The 21,376-nt window shown below is 44.9% G+C and carries 24 protein-coding genes; 7 read left to right on the plus strand and 17 right to left on the minus strand.

Annotated features, from left to right (window positions below):
* Positions 1–442: 442 nt before the first annotated feature.
* Positions 443–1,000 (minus strand): recombinase family protein, encoded by a 558-nt coding sequence (locus tag QTO06_RS23685; protein WP_031419876.1) that lies wholly within the window; start codon positions 998–1,000, stop codon positions 443–445.
* A 157-nt stretch (positions 1,001–1,157) separates the two neighbouring features.
* Here QTO06_RS23685 and QTO06_RS23690 point away from each other — a divergent pair, with 157 nt between their 5' ends.
* Complete coding sequence (locus QTO06_RS23690) at positions 1,158–4,160, plus strand: Tn3 family transposase (RefSeq protein ID WP_031419875.1); 3,003 nt, start codon at positions 1,158–1,160, stop codon at positions 4,158–4,160.
* Positions 4,161–4,235: 75 nt separating this feature from the next.
* Here the strand turns inward: QTO06_RS23690 and QTO06_RS23695 are convergent, their stop codons facing one another.
* Both QTO06_RS23695 and QTO06_RS23700 read right to left on the minus strand, forming a co-directional pair.
* The gene (locus QTO06_RS23695; protein WP_331410082.1) at positions 4,236–5,096 is read right to left on the minus strand and encodes a tyrosine-type recombinase/integrase; all 861 of its coding nucleotides are present in this window, start codon (positions 5,094–5,096) and stop codon (positions 4,236–4,238) included.
* A 174-nt stretch (positions 5,097–5,270) separates the two neighbouring features.
* Positions 5,271–5,954: a hypothetical protein gene (locus QTO06_RS23700; RefSeq protein WP_331410084.1), complete on the minus strand. Its 684-nt coding sequence runs from the start codon at positions 5,952–5,954 to the stop codon at positions 5,271–5,273.
* Positions 5,955–6,674: 720 nt separating this feature from the next.
* Here QTO06_RS23700 and QTO06_RS23705 point away from each other — a divergent pair.
* The 4 genes from QTO06_RS23705 (at position 6,675) to QTO06_RS23720 (ending at position 8,871) form a co-directional block, all read left to right on the plus strand.
* Positions 6,675–6,902 carry a hypothetical protein gene (locus tag QTO06_RS23705; protein WP_029798964.1) on the plus strand — a complete coding sequence of 76 codons (228 nt, stop codon included), beginning with the start codon at positions 6,675–6,677 and terminating at the stop codon, positions 6,900–6,902.
* Entirely contained in the window at positions 6,895–7,779 is an 885-nt protein-coding gene (locus tag QTO06_RS23710; RefSeq protein WP_331410086.1) for a site-specific integrase, read from the plus strand. Before QTO06_RS23705 ends, QTO06_RS23710 begins: the two co-directional genes overlap by 8 nt.
* Positions 7,776–8,438 carry a hypothetical protein gene (locus QTO06_RS23715; RefSeq protein WP_331410087.1) on the plus strand — a complete coding sequence of 221 codons (663 nt, stop codon included), beginning with the start codon at positions 7,776–7,778 and terminating at the stop codon, positions 8,436–8,438. Before QTO06_RS23710 ends, QTO06_RS23715 begins: the two co-directional genes overlap by 4 nt.
* Before the next feature lie 100 nt (positions 8,439–8,538).
* On the plus strand, positions 8,539–8,871 hold the full coding sequence (locus QTO06_RS23720) for a hypothetical protein (protein ID WP_331410088.1): 333 nt from the start codon (positions 8,539–8,541) through the stop codon (positions 8,869–8,871).
* A gap of 26 nt (positions 8,872–8,897) precedes the next feature.
* Here the strand turns inward: QTO06_RS23720 and QTO06_RS23725 are convergent, their stop codons facing one another.
* Together QTO06_RS23725 and QTO06_RS23730 are read right to left on the minus strand one after the other, a co-directional pair.
* Complete coding sequence (locus QTO06_RS23725; protein WP_331410089.1) at positions 8,898–9,680, minus strand: hypothetical protein; 783 nt, start codon at positions 9,678–9,680, stop codon at positions 8,898–8,900.
* Positions 9,667–10,302, minus strand: coding sequence for a recombinase family protein (locus tag QTO06_RS23730; protein WP_116285234.1), 636 nt, complete (start codon positions 10,300–10,302; stop codon positions 9,667–9,669). Before QTO06_RS23730 ends, QTO06_RS23725 begins: the two co-directional genes overlap by 14 nt.
* 256 nt (positions 10,303–10,558) lie before the next feature.
* Here QTO06_RS23730 and QTO06_RS23735 point away from each other — a divergent pair, with 256 nt between their 5' ends.
* Both QTO06_RS23735 and QTO06_RS23740 read left to right on the plus strand, forming a co-directional pair.
* The gene (locus tag QTO06_RS23735; protein ID WP_331410091.1) at positions 10,559–11,086 is read left to right on the plus strand and encodes a ProQ/FINO family protein; all 528 of its coding nucleotides are present in this window, start codon (positions 10,559–10,561) and stop codon (positions 11,084–11,086) included.
* 43 nt (positions 11,087–11,129) lie between these two features.
* Positions 11,130–11,711 (plus strand): competence protein CoiA, encoded by a 582-nt coding sequence (locus tag QTO06_RS23740; protein WP_065432240.1) that lies wholly within the window; start codon positions 11,130–11,132, stop codon positions 11,709–11,711.
* 540 nt (positions 11,712–12,251) lie between these two features.
* Here QTO06_RS23740 and QTO06_RS23745 read toward each other — a convergent pair.
* From QTO06_RS23745 to QTO06_RS23800, 12 genes are all read right to left on the minus strand, one after another.
* Positions 12,252–12,377, minus strand: a complete 126-nt coding sequence (locus QTO06_RS23745) for a hypothetical protein (protein WP_255091675.1) — start codon at positions 12,375–12,377, stop codon at positions 12,252–12,254.
* A 430-nt stretch (positions 12,378–12,807) separates the two neighbouring features.
* Positions 12,808–13,005 (minus strand): hypothetical protein, encoded by a 198-nt coding sequence (locus QTO06_RS23750; protein ID WP_029798972.1) that lies wholly within the window; start codon positions 13,003–13,005, stop codon positions 12,808–12,810.
* Between the two features lie 10 nt (positions 13,006–13,015).
* Positions 13,016–13,231, minus strand: a complete 216-nt coding sequence (locus QTO06_RS23755) for a hypothetical protein (protein ID WP_029798973.1) — start codon at positions 13,229–13,231, stop codon at positions 13,016–13,018.
* Between the two features lie 5 nt (positions 13,232–13,236).
* Positions 13,237–13,371, minus strand: a complete 135-nt coding sequence (locus QTO06_RS23760) for a hypothetical protein (protein WP_255091674.1) — start codon at positions 13,369–13,371, stop codon at positions 13,237–13,239.
* 92 nt (positions 13,372–13,463) lie between these two features.
* Positions 13,464–13,811, minus strand: coding sequence for a hypothetical protein (locus QTO06_RS23765; RefSeq protein ID WP_331410097.1), 348 nt, complete (start codon positions 13,809–13,811; stop codon positions 13,464–13,466).
* Positions 13,805–14,440 carry a division plane positioning ATPase MipZ gene (locus QTO06_RS23770; protein ID WP_029798975.1) on the minus strand — a complete coding sequence of 212 codons (636 nt, stop codon included), beginning with the start codon at positions 14,438–14,440 and terminating at the stop codon, positions 13,805–13,807. Before QTO06_RS23770 ends, QTO06_RS23765 begins: the two co-directional genes overlap by 7 nt.
* Positions 14,441–15,174: 734 nt before the next feature.
* Positions 15,175–16,107 carry a plasmid replication initiator RepA gene (gene repA, locus QTO06_RS23775; protein WP_331410098.1) on the minus strand — a complete coding sequence of 311 codons (933 nt, stop codon included), beginning with the start codon at positions 16,105–16,107 and terminating at the stop codon, positions 15,175–15,177.
* Positions 16,108–16,316: 209 nt separating this feature from the next.
* Entirely contained in the window at positions 16,317–16,586 is a 270-nt protein-coding gene (locus QTO06_RS23780) for a hypothetical protein (RefSeq protein WP_065432244.1), read from the minus strand.
* Between the two features lie 10 nt (positions 16,587–16,596).
* Positions 16,597–19,260 (minus strand): phage tail tape measure protein, encoded by a 2,664-nt coding sequence (locus QTO06_RS23785; protein WP_331410099.1) that lies wholly within the window; start codon positions 19,258–19,260, stop codon positions 16,597–16,599.
* Positions 19,253–19,486, minus strand: a complete 234-nt coding sequence (locus tag QTO06_RS23790; protein ID WP_331410100.1) for a hypothetical protein — start codon at positions 19,484–19,486, stop codon at positions 19,253–19,255. The genes QTO06_RS23785 and QTO06_RS23790 overlap by 8 nt, the downstream gene beginning before the upstream one ends.
* A 179-nt stretch (positions 19,487–19,665) precedes the next feature.
* A complete protein-coding gene (locus QTO06_RS23795) occupies positions 19,666–20,493 on the minus strand; it encodes a S49 family peptidase (RefSeq protein ID WP_331410101.1) in 828 nt (275 codons plus the stop codon).
* A 394-nt stretch (positions 20,494–20,887) separates the two neighbouring features.
* A complete protein-coding gene (locus QTO06_RS23800) occupies positions 20,888–21,133 on the minus strand; it encodes a hypothetical protein (RefSeq protein WP_331410102.1) in 246 nt (81 codons plus the stop codon).
* Positions 21,134–21,376: the final 243 nt, after the last annotated feature.

Here is a 21,376-nt window from a genome sequence, read left to right on the forward strand (position 1 = left end):
GGGGTTTGAGGTCCAACGGAACGAAAGTGTACGTTTAGAGGGTTATCTATCTGTATTTAATGAAATTTATTATTACCTAGCGCCTTTTCTTTATATGCACTACTATTTATAATAATTGAATAGCTTGAGTGGGAATATGGACATACAAAAGGCATCGAAAGAACTTTTATCCAATGCTCGACTACTTCCTAGACATACATTCACATTGTTCCGTAATGACGTCAGTCAGATCGTAAACCAACTCGACTCCTTGGAACGTTACATACAAAGTAGCGAAAACGCCTCACCTGAAAATGATTCTATTCAACTTCGCTTATCGGAAGTTCATTTCATACTCAGCGAATGCCGATACCATCAATTTTGTACTATCGTCATTTACTTATTGATTATCGTTTCTTTTAGTGCATTCTTATTCTGGATTTAGGCCTTTTTAAACAAAGACTTAGTTTGAGTCACTTTCATTTAACACTTTATATACTGTCGAGCGTGCAATGCCCAGTTGCCGCGCAATGTCAGTCGCTCCTACGCCTTGAGTATACAAATCGTTGAGCCGTTTTCGATCTACTGTTCGTTTACGCCCAAACTTAATCCCTTTCAATTTCGCTTCTATTCGCCCTTCATTGGTTCGTTCTAGTATTCGGTGGCGGTCAGCTTGGGCAACTGCAGATAAGATGGTGACCACCATCTTTCCCATTTCACCTTCAGTACTGATCCCATCATCTAGAAACTTGATGGCAACACCCATCCCATCAAATAATTTGATCAAACTGATCATGTCTGCTGTGTCACGGCCTAGTCGGTCCAGCTTCTTGACCAAGAGAACATCACCTTCTTCCACTTTCATCTGAAGTAATTCAAGCCCCTTTCTCTCATTGTTGCTGCCGGATGCCTTGTCACTAAAAATTCGGCTCGGCTTCACGCCAGCACTTTTTAGAGCCTTGAGCTGAATATCGAGGGATTGTTGACTGGTCGATACACGAGCATACCCAAATAATCTCAAAATCGTCTCCTATATCGAATAGTGGACAATATGTGTCTACTATCTCACTTTGTCGATTAAATAGACACTTATAAGTATCTGTTTTATGGTGTCTGATAAATTATAACATTTCGGACAGTTGCGAGATTGTTAAATTTTCAGTTTGTAGGAAAAGAATATGCCAGTCGATTTTTTGACCGAGGAACAAAAGCAAAACTATGGGTGTTATGCCGCCGAGCCAAATGATGTTCAATTAGCTCGTTACTTCCATCTTGATGAGCGCGATCTGGCGTTTATCCAGCAACGTCGAGGAAAGCACAATCGTTTAGGGATAGCATTACAACTGACCACGGTTCGGTTTCTTGGAACATTCGTTACCGACTTAGAGCCGATTTACCCCAGTGTGAAACAGTTTGTCGCCAAACAAATTGGGATCAGTCATCCGCAAGTGATCATGCGTTACGCTCAGCGTCCCACCACTCACCGAGAACACACCTTTCTAATTAAAGAGCATTACGGCTATCGAGATTTTGGTCGTTTTCCTTGGTCTTTTCGCCTAAAGAGACAACTGTTCGCTCGAGCATGGTTGAGTAATGAACGTCCAGGACTCATGTTTGATTTTGCTACTGCCTGGCTACTTCAAAATAAGGTCTTGCTCCCAGGCGCCACAACATTAGTTCGCTTGATTAGTGAAGTTCGCGAGCGAGCACAGAAAAGACTCTGGAAGAAGTTGGCCGCACTTCCCAACCAATGGCAAAAGGCTCAGTTGCTGGCGCTATTGGAAGTGCCTGAAGGTCAACGCTTATCACAACTTGAATTACTAAGAAAAGGCCCAACCACCATTAGCGGTCCCTCCGTTCTGAGTGCACTCTCTCAATATTCAACCTTGCGTAGTTTAGAGATCTCTAAACTAAATTTTACAGATCTCCCTCTCATACAACTGCGTAACTTGGCTCGCTATGCGGGGATGGTTTCAGTGAAGTATATTTCTCGAATGCCAGAGGAGCGAAAGCTTGCAGTACTGACAGCTTTCGTCAAAGCGCAAGAAATTATTGCTTTGGATGACGCCATTGATGTACTCGACCTCTTGATCACTGATATTACACGCGAAGCCAAAAAAATCGGTCAAAAAAAGCGACTCAGAACCTTAAAAGACCTTGACCGAGCAGCCTTGTTGTTAGCAAGAGCTTGCTCTGTTTTGCTTGACGAAAAAACCGGTGACACGGAACTGAGAACGTCGATATTTAAGCGAGTTTCAGAAGAGAATCTGCTTGAGTCTGTTGAAAAAATCAATGAGCTCGCTCGCCCCCAGAACAATCATTTTTATGACGAAATGGTTGAGCAATATGGGCGCGTTAAACGCTTTTTACCGACGGTTCTAGAGGAGCTTCATTTCTCAGCGGTTGCCGCTGGGGAGAGTACACTGGAAAGCATTCATTACCTTGCCGAGCTGAAAAAGACAAAAAGACGTTTTCTCGACGATGCGCCTGAGCACATCGTTAAGACATCATGGAAAAGGCTTGTATATGACGGGGATGGTCGTATCCAACGCGCCGGTTACTCTTTGTGTTTCTTAGAGCGTCTGCAAGATTCACTCCGCCGCCGAGACGTCTGGGTGACAAAGAGTGACCGTTGGGGTAATCCTAGAGAAAAGCTCTTAAATGGTGAAGCGTGGCAAGCTCAACGAGTGCCCGTTTGTCGAGCTCTTGGCCATCCAACGAACGGTCATGAAGCTATGCGGCAGCTCGCGCGACAATTAGACGATACATGGAGAGAAGTCGCTGACAGATTTGATGAAAACACCGAAGTGAGTATTTGTACCAATGGTAAGCACCCATCATTGACCATTTCGAATTTAGATAAACTTGAAGAGTCTCTGTCATTAAAAACTCTGAATCGCCGAGTAAAGCAGTTGATCCCGCCAGTAGACTTAACGGAGTTATTACTCGAAGTTGATGCTTGGACAGGCTTTACACAGGAATTTACCCACGTTAGGGAGTCCGAGGCAAGAGCGCAGGGGTTACACATCAGTGTATGTGCGGTATTGATGGCTGAAGCTTGCAATATCGGTCTAGAACCATTGATCAAATCGAATGTGCCAGCCCTAACTCGGCACAGATTAAGTTGGGTTAAACAAAATTATTTTCGAGCAGAAACATTAACTAACGCGAATACTAGGTTAGTTAATTTCCATATAAAACAACCATTAACAAATGCTTGGGGTGACGGAAATGTTGCTTCCGCGGATGGAATGCGTTTAATTTCCTCAGCAAAAACAGTGAATGCAGGTCCGAACCGGAAATTCTTTGGTGCTGGACGTGGGATCACTTGGTACAACTTCATCTCAGATAAATATTCTGGTTTTCATGGCATCGTCGTGACAGGAACGTTACGAGACTCACTTTATGTATTGGAAGGAATACTGGAGCAGCAAACAGGGCTCAATCCCATTGAGATCATGACAGATACCGCCGGAGCGAGTGATATTATCTTTGGTTTATTCTGGTTGCTAGGGTTCCAGTTCTCCCCACGGTTGGCGGATGCGGGAGAAGCGGTATTCTGGCGAGTAGATAAGTCTGCTGACTACGGGCCGCTAGATGATCTAGCTCGAAGTTGTACGGATCTTTCAAAAGCTGAAGAGCAGTGGGATGAAATGATGCGAACCGCTGGCTCATTGAAGCTCGGCACTATTCGGGCATCCGAGCTGGTTCGGTCTTTGCTCAAGAGCAGCCGTCCATCAGGTTTAGCTCAAGGCATTATGGACGTTGGCAGAGTGAACAAAACCTTGTACTTGCTTAACTATATAGACGATGAAGATTATCGCCGTAGGATCTTAACACAGCTCAATAGAGGAGAAGGTCGGCACGCCGTCGCTAGAGCGGTTTGCTATGGTCAACGTGGAGAAATTAAAAAGCGCTATCGAGAGGGGCAAGAAGATCAGCTAGGTGCTTTAGGTATCGTTACCAATGCCATCGTGTTATGGAATACTCTCTATATGCAGGAAGCATTAGATTGGATGCGGTCCAATAATGAAGAAATTATAGAAGACGATATATCTCGGCTATCCCCACTAATATACAAACATATCAATATGTTAGGTCATTACACATTTACCTTGCCAGAAGACTTAGAGAAAGGAGAGTTAAGACCTTTAAACCTTAATAATAGTGATAAATATTGAGTCGATATGAGAAAGATAAATTACGTCTTATCAATAACTTAACCCTCTAAACGTACACTTTCGTTCCGTTGGACCTCAAACCCCACTTATTGCCGTTTCCGTTAATGGGATCGTGTGAGCCTGTTTGGTTTTGGTAATGTCTGCGGGAATATTCCAACGGCCAGAGTTAAAACAGATATGTGCCCATTTCGTGCAACGGGTTTCCCCAATTCGAGTGCCATGTAACAACATTACGAGCACCAGCATTTGAGTAGGCTTGTCCACGTTCTCAATCGACTGGATCACGGATTCCACTTGTTCAGGCTTGAGCTGTGCAGGTTTTGGGGTCACTTTTACTTCAATAAAGTCATTGAACAGGTAGCCCGCTACGGGGTTAATCCCAATCAGCTTTAATTTGTGAGCACGTTTAAAGGCTTGCTTTAACACGCTCCAAATAGAACGCACCGTGGCAATGGAGTAATAGCGTTGAAGCGGCCAGAATAGCTTTTCATCTAATTTAGAATGCGTGAGTTCGGTCAGCTCACACTCTCCCAACATAGGAATAAGCTGGCGTTGAATGGCCCACTTGATCGTGGCACGTCTTGCCGATGTAACCATGTTGTCTTTGCTGCTACGCTCTGCATACCACGCCAACAAATCCGACACAGTTTTAAATTCTTGATTCAATACCTCGTCATGCAAGTTCACGGCTAAACGGGCTTGATATTCGCTCAGGTTCTCGATCACGTCTTTGGCTTTCAGGTGCGGCCATACTCCCAGCTTGCGCCAGTGAGACTTACCCTCGGCATTTTTCACAAAGAACCATGATCCAGAAAGGCGATTAGCATGAAAGCGAAAGCGCAAAGGATAACGAGGATCGCGCAATTCAGAACACTGGCTTTCTTCTTGTATTTTCTTAATCGCAGATTCAGAAAAGTTAATCACTGTCGTTGTCATTACTTCCAACCTCATACTTACAATTCAAAAGGCCGACCACGGGATTAGCAGTAACCCCTGTCGGCTGTCGCGGTTTTTCAAGCGCACTCACGACTAACCGCTGCCGCTCACCACCTCTGCATACGGCACGCAGGACTGATTTCACTCAGTCATGACAAACAACCACCAGGCTATTTATTCGTTAGATTCTTCTTCCAGCTCTGCTTCTTCCGCTTCCACTGGCGGTTCAAGCAACTGCTCACACAACTCAATCAGCTGATCGCCAATCGTTTCTAATGATTTTGGCTCTTGGGTTTTCGAGGCAAAGCGGCTCAAGTTTTTGTACAGCGGGCTGCTTGGTTCAAGTTCTGCACGTAGCTGCTGATACCAGCATCCTGAAAAGTCGCTAATAAACGGGGCTTCTGACTGACGTGCCCAGCGAGTATCGCGGAAACAATCGCCCACCAGCGTCAACTCTTCTTTTTCCAGTAACTCACGCGCCTCAACCAGACGATCACCAAATGAGAAGTTACTGACCACTTGATCGCGCTCTTTAAGCAGTTTGAAAAGCGAACCCAGCGCATCACCAATTTGTGTATTTAGGTGATCGTGCGCTTTTTTATGGCCACGGGCAGATTCAGCCAATCCAATAAGCAAGGCTTTACGGCGTTCGGCCTTATTTGCTGCTTCTTCTTCATGAATAAGGGCCAGTTCGAGTTCTTCCTGTTCATGCAATAGTTCCAGCTTGTCTCTCAGCATGGCGCGATCACGGGTCACTTTGTCCAATTCGGCTTTGCTTAATGACTTAGGTTTTAGCTGCTCAAGGCTTGTTTGGGCCTCTGCAATCAGCTCTCGAATTCTGTTTAATTTCTTGCTCATGGTGGTCTCTCTTAATTCAGAATGTTCGTTGGTTTCCTGAGATATTAAAGGAGAGATCGGGCGTAACAAGCCCGTAGCGCCTAAGCGATATTTTTTCCCTGATAGATGTTTATTGCGCGGCTAGAGAGGAGGGGGATCGCGTAACTATCACTGTGAATTTGCTACCCACTTGCAGCGCAAAAAATCAAGATGAGCTTGAAGATCGTGTTATTAGCTATCCCCGCTATGTACAACTCATAAATTCGCCGTTACATAGCGGGGATATTGGCCTGTGAGAGTTTCACGCACATTTTAATAAACACATTGAATATTTTTGATTGTGATTGTTACTATAGAACTATATCAGTGCGCTTAACGACCGTCCGAAGTCGTTAGAGTTTTTCCCAAAATGGGCCAGCCGATTTCTCTCAAAAATCGAGACTTAAACGCCATGTTTAAGTATCTGTACCTGACAGCAAAATCAGAGTGTAACTGTTACTCACAGCCCAAGAGAGTCGCATTTATCCCGTTAAGATAACGTTTTTCAAAACGAGATTTGAACGCTTTGGTGCTCGTTACGCATCATCAGAATTAACCTTTCTGATTAAACATTTAGGTTCGCAATATATGGTGAGATCGGTCAGACCAAAACGGCGAAAAGGTTTAAACAGTGGCGAATAGGCATTGAGTTGTCGCTGAACTCGCAATGAGTCAGTAAAGTTCTTACAAGAGGAATCCCCAGTGTTTGACGAGAAAGCAGAAACGGAACGATTAAAACAACAAACACGCATCATCAGAAAGAAAACCTACAAGCGTAGGAAGTCACGCCTTGACCGCTATAAAGGTGAACTACTGGCTTTGCAAAAAGAGGGCTGCACTACCGCTGAACTTCAACGCTGGCTGAGAGGAAAACGAATTAAAGTCGTTCATTCCACCGTTGCCCGATGGTTACAGGCTCAACATGGGTAAGTTCGCCAGTGCATCCAAGCAGGCCACCAGCGTGATAAAGATAGTTCAAGGCTCAATACTATCTTCCGTTGGCACGGTTAGAAATTATGAACAAGCTCTTACACGGGTAGCGGAATACGCCAAGGCTGAAAAAATTCAAGGTGGCCTAAGAGGCATCACCCCAGCTCAAGCGATCACATACCTAGAGCAGCGCGGCCAAGAAGTGGGACAAAAAACACTTGATATGGAACGCCAAGCAATCCAGTGCATGATGCACCATGTTACCCATTTTCTTGAAGCCTCCGACAAACTCCCAACAATAAAATCAGAGCAAGCCCAAGCATTACAATCCAGAGCCTACACAACGGATCAGGCTAATTTAATCGCCCAGCACCAGAATGAAAAAAATAGCTTGGCTACTCAACTCTCTCTTTCCTCTGGCTTACGTGCTCATGAATTGCTGACCTTACAACCCAGAGAAATACGCGCACCAGATCAGCGGCCAACTCTCGCCTCTAAATGGACGGGGCGCGATGGCGTAATTTATACCGTAGAGGGCAAAGGTGGGCTAGTTCGTGAAGTGCTGATCCCCTCGCATTTGGTTGAGCGCCTAGAAAGCTTGCGGCTACCCTCTCCCGTTCGCATCGAGGATCGCGGCATTTACTACACCTCGCACTACGCTGTCACAGGCGGCCAGAAATGGAGTAATTCGTTTTCGGCGGCTTCAAAACGGGTTCTGGGATGGTCAGAGGGTGCGCATGGATTACGACACAGTTACGCTCAAGAAAGAATGCACGAGCTGCAAAAAGCCGGATTCAATCGTGACTTAGCTCTTGAGACGGTTAGCCAAGAAATGGGGCACTTTCGCCCGGAAATTACAGAGGTTTACCTACGTTGAGAATTTTTATCCTTATTATCGCCGTGGGCGTACTTGCCCAGCTTGGAACCTATGTGCATGAGAATATGAGTGCCATATCCCTGCTTGAAATAGGGCAAGTTCAGAAAGAAGTACAAACAGGCTGGCAGTTCTGGAATGGAAAGACAACGGAAGAAGCTCTCTTTGCCACTTTCTACAATAAAACTGACGGCTGGGCTATTGTACTTAGACTATGGCCGCTTGCTCTACTGGTTGCAATTTTATGTTTGTTGCTATTGCCTGTAATGCTCTCGCTATTTCAGGATCTTGGTCGCAGAGAGGCACGTAAAAAAGTCAGGGTAGCAGAAGAAAAACTGGCGAAAGCCCTAGAGCGAGCAAAGACAGCTGAAAAACGGGCATTGCAGCAAGCGCGTTCAGAATTGACCGATCAGAAAAATGAAGCTCAAAACATGCTGGCTTATGGAGAGCGCCTTACCTCTCAAGCTGAATTGATGAAGCAGGGATTAAATGACCAAATCCAACAAATAAAATGGCAAGCTCAACAGGCAATTAATGAAGCCAATGATCGGGCGGATCTTGCTGAAAAGAAAGCCTTAGATGCTGAGAGCCGGAAACGAAATGCAGCGGCCACAGCAGAACGTCGAAAGAGAAAACTCAAAAAAGCAGAATCCACCAGCTAACACCGTAAATTAACAAAGGTTTCCCTTGAAAATTAGAAAGTTACCCACATATTTCTATTGACGCTACAAATGTTGTGCGTGTTTTTGTGTAAGGAATAATATGTCTGAGCAAAGTTTTTTATGTACGTATTCTGTGAAAACAAGAGATAAATCCACCTATGAGGAAGAACGGCAAGCACAAGCAAATGCCGATAACATTAGGCGCGATATCAGAAATGTTGATGGGTGGGAAACTATAGATGGTATAGAGACTACCATTACCGGAAGTTTATATCTAAGCGGCACCATAACTCAAAAGAGAGCGGTAGCAAAAGACACCATAAAATCTAAAATGCGCGCAATAGTAAACGAATATGACGCTTACTGTGACGTAGATATTGAGTGTGCATTTATGGTTGATGGATTAGGTGAAATAATTACATTCTCAATTTAGTTTTCTAAGGTCACTTAGTGACCTTTTTAAGCGCTTATCTTTTGGTTTACGAATTCAAACCTTAGTTTGGCATTATTCAACTTGTTTCGCCTCAGGAACAATGTAATTTTATCTTTATCGCAACGAACCCCATCACTATTAAGCTTTTCAGCAAGAAAAGCTGCTCCCCATTTAGGGTTCTCATAAATTAACTTCATGAGTTTCTCTGAAAGGTCACTCGAAAATTCAACCGTTAACGGCTTTCCTTTAGACGGGAGCGCAAATCCATATCGTTTACATACATCGAGGGCCAGTTCTTTGATCCGGTTGTAAGAGGGGCACTTTAGTCCTTGCTCAAAAAGGTTTGATTCAACTTCACGATGTAACAGCTCATAAGTCCAAACCGCGCCCTCACTGTCAAACTTACACAGCTCCTCTTGAATAGCAGTGTTCCAAATTGGCAACAAGAATCGAGCATCCCCTCTTGGCCCTTGAGCGCTTTCCCTATTTTTTTGAGTTTTAATACGATCCGACATTGGCCCAGAAATAGACATTGCTCTAAAAAGTCCTACCATATTAGCCAGAATTCCCCCCCAATCTTCTTTTTCATTGTCATAGAAAAACTGAGCCATATTAATCAACTCTTGCTCATGCCCTTTTATTGCATCCTCTAATAGAGCAAAGTCACCACTCCTTTGAATAATTTCTATCGCTCTAGCTTCTTGCCAACAGCTCATTCCCGCAGCCCGTTCATTAATAGAAAAGTAGTGCATGGCTAGCTGATTTAATGTTTTTGCCTCTATTGCTTCATCTTTTTCATAAGACTTCATAGGAAAAACCCTTTGCTTTTAATCTCTTGTTAACTTTGGAAATAGTATGCCTTGAGCAGCCAATTAAGCGTTCTATGTAGTTGTAGCTTTTCCCATCGACAAGCAAGCCTTCAATTTTATTATGTAGCTCTTTGTTTTCTTTGCGGCCTCGATACTTGCCCATAGCTTTAGCTTTTTGTACGCCCTGAGCTTGCCTACGGCGGCGATCTTCATAGTCTTTGCGAGCAACGGCGGCTAACATATCTAACATCATGTCATTCAATGCTGAAAACATGCGTTCAGTGAACTGATCGCCTCCTTTCATGAACTGGTAACTGGTAGGCAGATCGAGAGAAACAACTCGTATCCCTTTCGAGCCTATCAATTGCTTTAACGTGTTCCAGTCCTCAGCATTTAGTCGGCTAATTCTATCAACCTGCTCAACCAACAACACATCACCTTGCTGGGCTACATCTAACAGCCGGAATAACTCAGGACGTTTTAAGCTCGCACCAGATTCATTTTCCTCAAACCAACAAGCAATCTTGAACCCTTGCAGCTCTGCAAACTCTACCAGCTGGCTTTTCGCTCGTCCGGCATCTTGTTCACTTGTAGATGCTCTCAAATAGCCATAAACACGCATGAATCACCCTAGTGCATTTTATATTAGTGCTGTTAACTAGGTGCATTATACATTAAAATAGAGGAAATAATGCACCACTTTAATTAAGTGCATTAAGGGTGTACTCATAACACACCACGCAAAAGCAATTACACTCAGTGTGTAAGCCTTAAACATTGTGAATGACTAGAAATAACAGGCGTTTCAAGGTAAAAAGGGCGGATCACAGCATGTGTAATGCTCGTAAAAGAATTGACGATGAATCAAGGGGCTATTTATGGCGACCATTATTATTAAGAAAAAACGTAAGTTGGTTACGCCAGAGCCAACAGCAACTAAACCACCAGCAAAAAAACTCTCATTGAAGCCCAAAAAAGAACAGGCTCCCAAGAGTACGCCACCAGCGAGCGATAACCCACAAGAGCTAACGCCAGAACAGCGTACTTACATCAACAACGCCCAAGCTATCAATGCTAAGGTGAAAAGCATCAAACGTGCTCGCCGTTGGCTCATTGAGACGTGGCCGGAAGCCTTTAACGCGCTAGACGTAAAACCGCTTGCTATAGGCATCAACAAAGCCATAGGTGAGCAATATCGACAAGACAGAGACAGCGGTAAAGAACTGGGCTTTGGCTGGAAACACGTTGCGATCAGCATAGATAGATGGGTGAAGAAGAAAAGCTATCTTGAAGCATTAAGCACCGGCACTCACCGATACAACCTAGACGGCTCTCAAGGCGATGAGATTTTAGAAGAACACCGCAGTTCGCCACGTAGAAAGCTACCGAAAGACAAACAAAAATAAACTTGTGACCTGTCACGCCTCTATTTAAGTTAAGGATGCTTTCATGCCATTCATTGGTCACGATACCGAAAATAATAAACGGGTAAACATTCTCGATTATGACTCCCCCAGGGATGTTTTTAAGCGAGGTCAAATCATATGCAGGTATTGCAAAGAAGAAATGGTTATCCGTGGTAACTCAAAAGTAAGCGTTCCCAAGATTCACTTTATGCACTTATCAAACGAGTGCAAAAGTGATTACAAACATCACCCTGAAAGCCCTGAACATCTATTTTTCAAAGAGCTGTTAGCTAGAGATTTAGCAAAAGATTTAGATGAATATCAGGGAGCAAGGATTGATATAGAGTGCCCCGTGGACTCAATAAAAAGGATCATTGATGTTGCATTTATTTTCCCCAATGGCTGGGTAGTAGCTCATGAAGTTCAATTAAGTGCTATTACGCCCAAAGAACTGGAAGAACGAACAAATGACTACCGAAGCGCAGGAATTGACGTTACTTGGTGGCTTGGCAAACAAGCGAACACAGAAAAAAACAGGCAGTGGTGTTATGACAATCTCGGCGATTGCTACACCATTGATTATGAGAAATTGGTGCAACAGGCTTCCAAAAGAAAACTGGGTTAAATATGGAAGCAGCAATGCTGCTCCATTTGTATCTTTTTGGTGGCACCCAACCATCGGGTGGAATGAAGAACTCACTTATCCTTTAATTGCCGCAGACCAAAAGCGAATTCCTAGCCAATCCCTAATATCTCAAACTCTGACGCATCAACTCCTGTTTACAACACTTCTATGCTGGGCCACTGATACCCCATTACCCAAGCATAGAATTCTAAAAGGAATAGGTTCTCCAAAAGGGCAATCACAAGCAGCTGCCCTCCTTGGTGCATGGGAAGATCTGGGGTTTCTAGTCAAGATAGGAAAAGGGAAGACCGCTGCCTATAAAGTGGTTGACGGCTATCACAAGGGAAGCTGGCCCAATGCAACGAACGCCCAAAGAAAACAATGCTACCAACGGATATTGAGAAATGTGTCTCATGGCGTAAATATTTCTGCTGTCAAAAACCGAGCTAGAACGATCAACGGCAAGCCATTAGATCACCCTGAATTTTGCTTATAAAAAAACCCGCACAAGGCGGGTCAAAAAATAATTTTTTTGTTCAGTTAGTCTTTCTTGCGGTTGTTACTGTTAATGTTGATGTTGATGTTTCCAATCGAGATTTTCACACCTACAGCCAACACTAGAGCAGCAATCAAAGCACAGATGACAATCGTAGGATCGATAATCACTGGTCGCTCTCCCGTATTAGGAGCCGTAGCAATGAGACAGCTTCTAACCGGGCTGAATCCTGCAAGATGTACTAAGTCGAGTACAACATACGACTGTTAGATTTATGAAATCCACTCTCAAGGCTAGAAACTGGCTACCACACCAGCCGAGTGGGACATAAAGGGCAGAACAACGTCCCACCCTAACAATGCACAAAGCATTGTTAGGGTGTCTAAAGTCATAATAGAGACTTAACTTAGCGGCTTGATTATATGGGATAAGTGCTGGATTTAATAGAATTTGGTTCTCTAGATACAAAAAAACCGCCGAAAAGGGCGGTTTCTTTGTATCTGGTAACTAAGCAGTGGTAGGTGCTTAGCTATTATGCTGTACTCGACTTAGCAAGGTAAGTATATGACGGGGGTGTCAGTATTGCAACACCTTGCCCCGTTACTGCTTTTTCATGCTGGCCTTATCAATGCTTTTCTGGGCAATCTGCTCGATCTCCGTTGCGGCCTCAGTCAGCATTAACATGACTTCCATATAATCCACCTGCTCTAAGTTGTCGGGGCTAGAATCAAAGGCCATAGATGTGATCGCCTTAATTCTCTTAGCCAACCTTAAAACACGGATATCATTTTCAATCATGAGGGTTCCTTCATGCTAAGCGAATTGCTTTCTGGCGTTCTTGTTTGGCCGACAACTCACTGACCTCTAAAATTTGTTCTATTTCGCAAGTTGCCTCAAGCATCACTTGCATGACTTGCTGCAAAGACTCGTTATCCATTTCAGCGGGACAACCATCACAGCCAAGAGCTGCCATTCCTTTCACACGCTTAACCAGTGAGCGCAAACGCAATTCATTATCTCTCATGTGACTTACTCCTTGATGGCTAATTGATAAGCTTTGATTTCAGCTAAAACACGGCGTAGTTCTGCGCCAGTCATAGCACCAAGGTGAATTGTTTTGCGATTTTGAAACGCAGTGATAAGATCACGGGTATAGTGACTCATTAGAATATCCTCTATTGTGGTTACTTACGCCGCCCGTGGTCGCCAAACTACCGGGCGGCGTTTTTATGTATAAAGACATTAAGCGCAATAGGCTAATTTAACTTAATGCCCTTAACTCGTTTAATTTCTTTACTAATTGCTTCTGGATTACTCATTGTTTCAGCTGTAAGAGCAGCAACAACGACATCAGAACGGCTAATGCCAAACATTCCCTCTTGCGCAAGATCTTCAATTGCTCCATCAATTTTTTCATCTAGCTCGATAGGGATAGAAAAGCTCACTGTTTTATTTTTTTTTGCTCTAGGGTTTCCCCTCTTAGGCTTATTATCCATATTAGCCGCAATAGGCTTATTATCGTTAATATCTGAATCCGCCATATTAGCAAAGGCATCAGCCTTAGCCTGATCGATAACTTTTTTTGTTTTGGCTGGCTTTACCATTCACACACCTCATTCACTAACCATTCAATTTCATTTCGAGCTTTCTGATCTTTCCATTCAGCGACACAAAGCCCCTCGCTAAACGCATCACGATATGCTTTACGATCATGCACTCTAACCTTGGCAAGCGAAAAACCATCTAACCCATCCAGATACTCAGCACTCTGATCGGCTTCTTTTATAGTGGGCAAAGTGGGGCAAAGATTAAGCACTAACAACCCTCTGAGACTTGAATTGATAGTTTTAGCTTGTTCAAAGATCTCTGTTAAATGAGGGATTGTATTAATATCTGGCTGTGACGGCCTAAGAGGTGACACTAAGATATCGGCAACTAACATGCCATACCTCAGTTCTTTACTGTCACGCCCCGCTACATCACAAACTACAAATTCATAACGTTGATTAAGATCTGATAGCGTTTCACTAATGTTTCCGTATTTACTCACGGAATGAATTGTAAGCGGGCTTTTTGCTTCTTCTCGATACTCAACCCACTCTGATGCGCTACCCTGCCGATCTGCATCTAATAGGCAAACGTCCTTTCCCATTTGAGCTAGTTGCCCTGCGATGTTTACGGCTAACGTTGATTTTCCGCAGCCCCCTTTTTGTGAACCTAACAATATTATCATGCTTAACCCCATTAAGCGCAATGCGTTAAATACTTGTATTAGGCTTAATATACTTAATGGGCTAAATGTATGCAACTATTAGATTGTTATTTTCCAATCATCGTCACTTTGTAAGCGCTATTGATAGCGAGGCAAGTACCACGCATACATTTAATTAAGTGGAAAGCCTGTCAAGGGTTCTAGTGGCCGTTCTCAGGGCTTTAAAGCGTTAGCCTTGCCCAGATATGGAAAAATGAACTAAACGCGCTCTATGAGCTAAAGCGGCCACCCCTTGACTGGATTGGAACGTAATAGCCTTGACTTAGGAGGTTGGCTTTAGGCCGAAGGCCGCGCCATCCTCCTGAGTCCCCGACGGCGAGGGGTTCCCCCCTTGGGGGGCGGAGGGGGGTATCACTGGCCCCTAGCTTTAGCTAGGAAATGGCCAGGCATTATATTCTTTTCCTCATAACTCACAGAAAGTGAGATATAGAAATAAGATCTGTATTTTTAATGATTTAAATGAATAGAGCGGGTTTTGCGCATAACTCTCTTATGATCGCAGATAAACAAATTTACCCGTTTGCAGATAATTGTGGATAAACAAAATAATCCACAAGGAAAGCCATAGAAAGCCCCTGAGCGCGTCAAAAATAAAAGTGAGTAAGGTTAAAAGGCGGGGAGATCTTGCCGGATCTTGGCTTACAGAAACGACAAATGCCGGGCATGTGCCCGGTTAGGTTTTAATCCGATTAGATTTATTGAACGGTATCAGGTGGCGGGTGACTAATGCCTATATCCATGCTGTTCAGACGTTCCCAAACCAGCTTATTGAACTGCTCACTGCTTAGCAGAGCAAGCTCATGGGCTGGCATTGACTTGGTGAGGGCCGTTGCCACTTCATGCTTACGTTCGTCCAAACTCTTGGATGCCAGCTTGTTGCGGCGGCGTTGAGCACCAGCGTTCTGCTTGCGGCACTCCCATGCACGTTTGAAAATTTGTTTACGCTTGCGCATTCTCGCTTCCGCTACCGTGATGATCTCGCCCTCATCGGTCACGCCTTCATTTCGCAAAGCCAGCTGTCGTTCTCGTTGTATGTTCAGCTTTTCAAGGTTGGCACCCGCCAAGCGATAAAACTCATCAGTAAGCACCAGAACTTTAGGAAACCAAAAACCATTGGCCTGATCCCATACCATGCCACTTTTTGGGCTGGATTGGTCGCCATCAGAATGCACATAAGCCAAACCGAATGGGATCATGACTTCATCAATGAAGCGGCTGATCCGGCTTACGGTTACTTTGCTTTCAGCAAGGTATTGCTCACCAGTTTCTGGGTCTGTTACCCACATTTTGGATAGTTCAGCGGCCATATCTTCCAGATCGAGTTCAATGATACCCGTCACCAGATCATGACGTGATAAGCACAACTGAAAGATAGGGTTGATAAGATTGCGGCGCACGTCTTTGAAGTCACGCTGACGGCCAGCGGCCTGACGCAAGTGAACAAAGTGGGGATCGCGGGAAATATCGCGCTTACGGCAGAAGTTGAACGTTTTACCCAGCTCACCCGGTAAATTCTTCCAAGATGCTGGACGGACGTAAACGGGTTTTGGGTTTAAGCAACAGGTGCTATGAGCACCGCGCTGGCGGTTATCGTGTTGACTGCTTGAATTTAAGTTTGTTTTTATCATTTTCGTGCTTTCTTGCTTTCTTTCTTATGTTAAGAATCCTGAAAGGCTTGCAGAAAGAGTGTTCAGCACGTAAAATCAAGTTATGTGAATGGTTGATTCTACGTGCTTTCAACTAATTTCTATGAAAACCCACAGCGACCAACTGTGGGTTTTTTCGCATTTAGCCTACGCTTTGGGGGAAATATTACCCCACCCACAACAACAAGTCACTAGATCCGGCGTGAAAACCTTGTATTCATCAATGGCCTAACGAACCTATCAACAACAACAGCCCCCACGCTATCCCCGTGCTTACTGAATATGCGCTCAATTTCGTGACCTAAATCCGGTTTCGCTTCATGTGGCTTGGGAAATTGCTGTTTTAATCCATCGATCACAATTTCAGCCTGCTTCACCTGTTCGGTTGTCGCTTTGAGGGCCAACTCCTGACACTGGCGAACCAGTGTTAAGATCTGCTTGTCTTTGCGCTTTTTACCCATGTATAAATCCTTAATAAATAGCCATCGTTCTTGCTCGACGCTCTAAAGCTCTTTCTCTGCGATCCAGCTCTTTTTTTATTTCCTTAACAAGTTCCTTTTCATCCATTCCCGGAGCAGCATGAATATTGAACTCATAGACAGGGTTACTGGTCACAACTGTCTTATTCCCTGCCGCTGGGATGGTTTCCGTTTTGGAAACTTTTATTGGTTCTTGCTGCTGAGTAGCGTTAGCCGCGACTGAATTAGACGAAACGGCTGGAACATCTTGAGCCACTTTTTTCACTGTATGGGTCACTTCTTCCCCATCACCGCCAAATAAGGCACTCCATGCTGCACCTAGCGTATTTTTCAGCGTTTCAATAGGAGCCAGCACCATTGAGGTGATCCAATCCATTGCCCCTGAAAACATCCCTTTGATGCCCTCCCACATGCTGCCAAAGAATCCGGTGATCGGCTCCCAAGCTTGAATAATCAAACCTAGCGGCGACCATGCGAACAGTGACTTAATAAACTCCCAACCCATTGATAAGGTGTTTTTAATACCCTCAAGCGCACCAGAGAATACTGATTTCACCCCGCCCCAAAGGCTGGCAAAAAATCCACTGATCGGCTCCCAATACTTCACCACCAGCGCAACCACAGCGATAAGGGCCATTACGCCAGCAATCACCAATCCGATAGGATTTGCCATCATTGCCGTATTCAGCGCCCATTGTGCGCCTGTCATGACTGCCGTTCCTGCGGCTAAGGCTTTTTGTACACCCGACATCATCAGCAACGCACCAGCGGCGGCCACGGTTCTGGTATGAGTCAACACCATTGCTGCATTTGCACGGACGGTGGCCGATGTGGTGAACGCTGTGGCAATGGCTAACGCTTTTTGCGCGCCACTCATTACACCAACAGCAATAGCGGCAGTTAATGTTCGAATTTTCGTAAGCATTAATGATGCGCTTAGCTTCATTTGCTCAAGTGATAATAATGACGTTGTTAATTTCACCGTCGTTAATATTGCACCTAATCCAGAAAACGCCGTAATTACTAATGAGGTGATACCACCGATAGCGGCTAATGCTGCAACAGAAGCTGTAATTGCTGCCACAGTTGTGACTATTTTAGGATTGTTGTTGATGAAGTCAGAAATAACCGAAGTCACAGCAATTATTTGCGGTTCAAGATCATTAAAAACTTTCATCATTGACCCCATGAGGGCTTTTCCAACTAATTGAATGCTACTTGCACCATTACCATTGAGTGTTTTTGATAATGCATCAGTTGCCCCGCTCAAATCTCCCATGCCAGCACCAGCACCTGACATTGCTTTTAGAAATTCGGGGATTTTATCAATTGATAGATCTTCTAGTGGTGTACCAAATAGCGCAATTGCTGCATTTGCTCGTTCAGCGGGATCATCTATAGCAAGTAACCCTTTTGCAGTTTGCATTAACGCATCTCTCGCCGCAGGGCCACCGCTAACAATTGCATTTGCCATGTCATTAGCTGATAACCCTATTTTTTCATAGGCTTCAACTGACGACTTTGACATATCAGAGCCTCGTAAAGTGAACTCTTTAATTGCGTCTCCGGTCTTATCTAGTGCAATCTTTCCTGACGAAGAAGCATCAACTAATAGCTTCATTGCCTCGTTACCTGAAAAGCCCATCGCCTTAAAATGAACACCGTATTCATTCAGAATATCGGGCAATTCATCTCTCATCGAGGCAGACATCTTTTGGAGCCCCCCACTGATCAAGTCAAATGCTTGATCCGTACTCGCTGCCAACCCATTTTTCACTAACTGCGAGGCCATTTGCATTGATTCAGCAGCCGCTATTCCATACGCCTGACTAATAGCTGCCGTTTTCTGTGTTAATGACAAGATGGTTTGAGACGATGCTTTATCCAACCCACCCAGCGATGATGTAACCGCAGATATTGCCTCTGTAGTTTGCTCCAATGAAAATGTTGTTGAACCGTAGATTTGGGAGATCATGTCTCTATATTTTGATGCTGATTCTTGCCCCTCACCTTGCATCGCAGCTAATTGAGCACCCGCTTTTTGCGCTTGCATTGCAGGATCAGATAAACCAACCACACTAACACCACCCACAACACCAGCAATGGCACCACTTGCACTACCTGCACTTTCACGAATGGCGGCAAGCTTGGCTTGTCTTTGCGTAATTTTGTCTAGGTTTCCCTGTTCGCGCCGTAACTGTTCGTTGTACTCCTTAGTTTCTTTTTTTATTTTTCTCGTTGCTTCATTGAGTCTTGTTGTTGAAATTCCAGCTGCTGACAATTTATTCCGCAATTTCTGTAACTGCTCAGCTTCGCTTTGCTGCTGAGCTTTCAGCTTGCTAACGGCTGCCTGAGCCTTGTTAAACTCCGCAGTCATTTGACGGGTAGGCTTGGCCGTGTTCTGCATCTGCTGACCCAAACGGCCAGCCTTAGCTTGAGCTTCATCCAGTTCTTTACTGGTTTGGGCCGTAGCCGTTTTCAACTTTCTAAAGTGCTCAATATCGCTGTTTTGCTGGCCCAGCTGCTTGAGGCTATCTTGGGTGGCCTTAATTTTCTCTCCCACCTTGGTGGTGTGAGTCGTCACCTTTGAGATCGGCCCTGTTAGGTTGTCCACCATATCTAACACCAGCGATAGTTTGTGTTTATTTTCACTCATAGCTGAACCCCGTAAAGACTCGTTTTCCATTACGCTTTACCGCTTCACGGTTAAGCATCCATAACACCGAGTCATACAAATCAAAGCAGTAAGGATCATTGATGTTTCCCGTACCACTGGCGATAGGTAGCCCGTCTCTGATCATGTTGGTCATGGTTCGGTTAGTTAACCGAAATGCACGGGCAAATTCTGATCGCGTTAATAATGGTGTAGAAGTACACGTCATAGACTTCTTTCCCCCGCAAACAAGGCACGGCCAACATCAACCGCATCATAAACAGGGACTGGCCCTATCATTTTGCAGTGCTCCACCCCTGCGGCCTTGAGTCGTTTTCTTGCTGTATCACGGCTGCATCGAAATATTCGTGCAATTTCCGTGATATTCCATGCCACTTTTCCTTTCATTTACACACCTCCTAGTTGCTTAATTACACCTTCAAAACTGCCTAGCTTATGCGCCATCTTGTTTTTCACGGCTGCCTTACCCATCAGCACACCACCACGGCCAAAATCATTCAGCACCGTGGTACGGCTAACTTTCATATTTCGGGCAACACGGTCAATGAACACACCCGCCAAGGCATCGAGATGTTTCTGGCACTCAGAGCGCCCAGCACTGGAAGCAGGATCAAGGCGTTTTTTCGGTGACTGGCTGGAAACAAACTCAATATTTTCATTTTGCTTGTTACGTTGTAGCGTCATAACCACGCCGATAGAACCCACACTGGCCGTGGCATCAATCACCACTTCCCCCGCCGATGAAGCCAGCCAGTAAGCTGCCGAGCAACCCATCCCACCAATATACGCCACCGTTTTTTTCTTAGCGCGACCCGCAAAAATCATTTCTGACATTTCATGAATGCCCGAAATCTCACCACCAGGGGAATCAATATCCAGCACAATGGCACTCACGGTCGGATCGTTGAGGGCTTGGCTATAATCTCGTGCCAGCAATTGCACACTGGTTCCACCGCAAATCAACTGGAACAAGTTGGCATATCGAGAGATCACCCCGCGCACTGAAATCACCGCTACTCGACCACGTTTTTGCATGGTGTAGCCTGTTTTCTGGCCCACACGCTTTTCTAGTGCCAGTGGGTGGCTATCAATCAGTGCCTCAAGGCGATCACTACCCGTGATCCCTGCGGCAATATCTGCCATCATTTTTAGTGTGGTGTCGTCTACAGCCCAGCAAGTGGACTCCAACCAACCCAACGCCAACATTCGTTTCATTTACTACCTCATTGAATACAACAACGATAAAAACCGCTGAAACGTGACGATCTAAAGATCACGCAGGCCGTTGGAATAAACGCCACCATTAAAGCGCCATTTTTCACAGCAAAGCGGGGCATTTCGTCACCTTAAAACCCTTGTCAGCTCTGGGATTCGTCACCTTGGTGGCTAGAGTCGTGCTGACGACCATGTAAAATCCGAAAAATAGCCAAAGCCCGCGGGCCTACCGTCCGTGGTAGAGTCTGATACTCTCAGGGTCCCCCGTGTTTCCTAGGCTCACAGCCTGATCACCTCGCCAGCCCTTGCAGAATAAGGGTTTCCCACTCATTCAGCCCCCGCCGAACTGCCCAACACGGGCCAGCCCTCGCGCCTGCTTATATTGTCTACTGTGTTAATCCTGTTTATTTGCCTGCTTGCCTTGTCCTGTCTGGGCTTGTGCGGTCTGGGTCATTTCAACGATCTTCAAATTGTCGTGGTCTTTGAAGTGTTGGAAGAAAGCACGGGCTTTTGTGGTCAGCCATTGGTGGTACTTTTGCAGTGCTTGGCTCTTTTGACGCTCTGCATAGGTATGGATATAGGTCTGATCCAGCTTGTTCATGGCGTGATTCAGTAGTAGTTCAGCGGTCATGTAATCCACGTCCAAATCCATCCATGCGGTACGCGCCAGCTTTCTGAGTGAATGACTGCACCAGACTCCCTCACTCACTGTTTTAATCAGCTCATTGGCTTTATTAGGGGTTTGAGGTCCAACGGAACGAAAGTGTACGTTTAGAGGGTTATCTATCTGTATTTAATGAAATTTATTATTACCTAGCGCCTTTTCTTTATATGCACTACTATTTATAATAATTGAATAGCTTGAGTGGGAATATGGACATAC

The organism is Vibrio sp. M260121, from assembly GCF_036533715.1.
Lineage (GTDB): Bacteria > Pseudomonadota > Gammaproteobacteria > Enterobacterales > Vibrionaceae > Vibrio.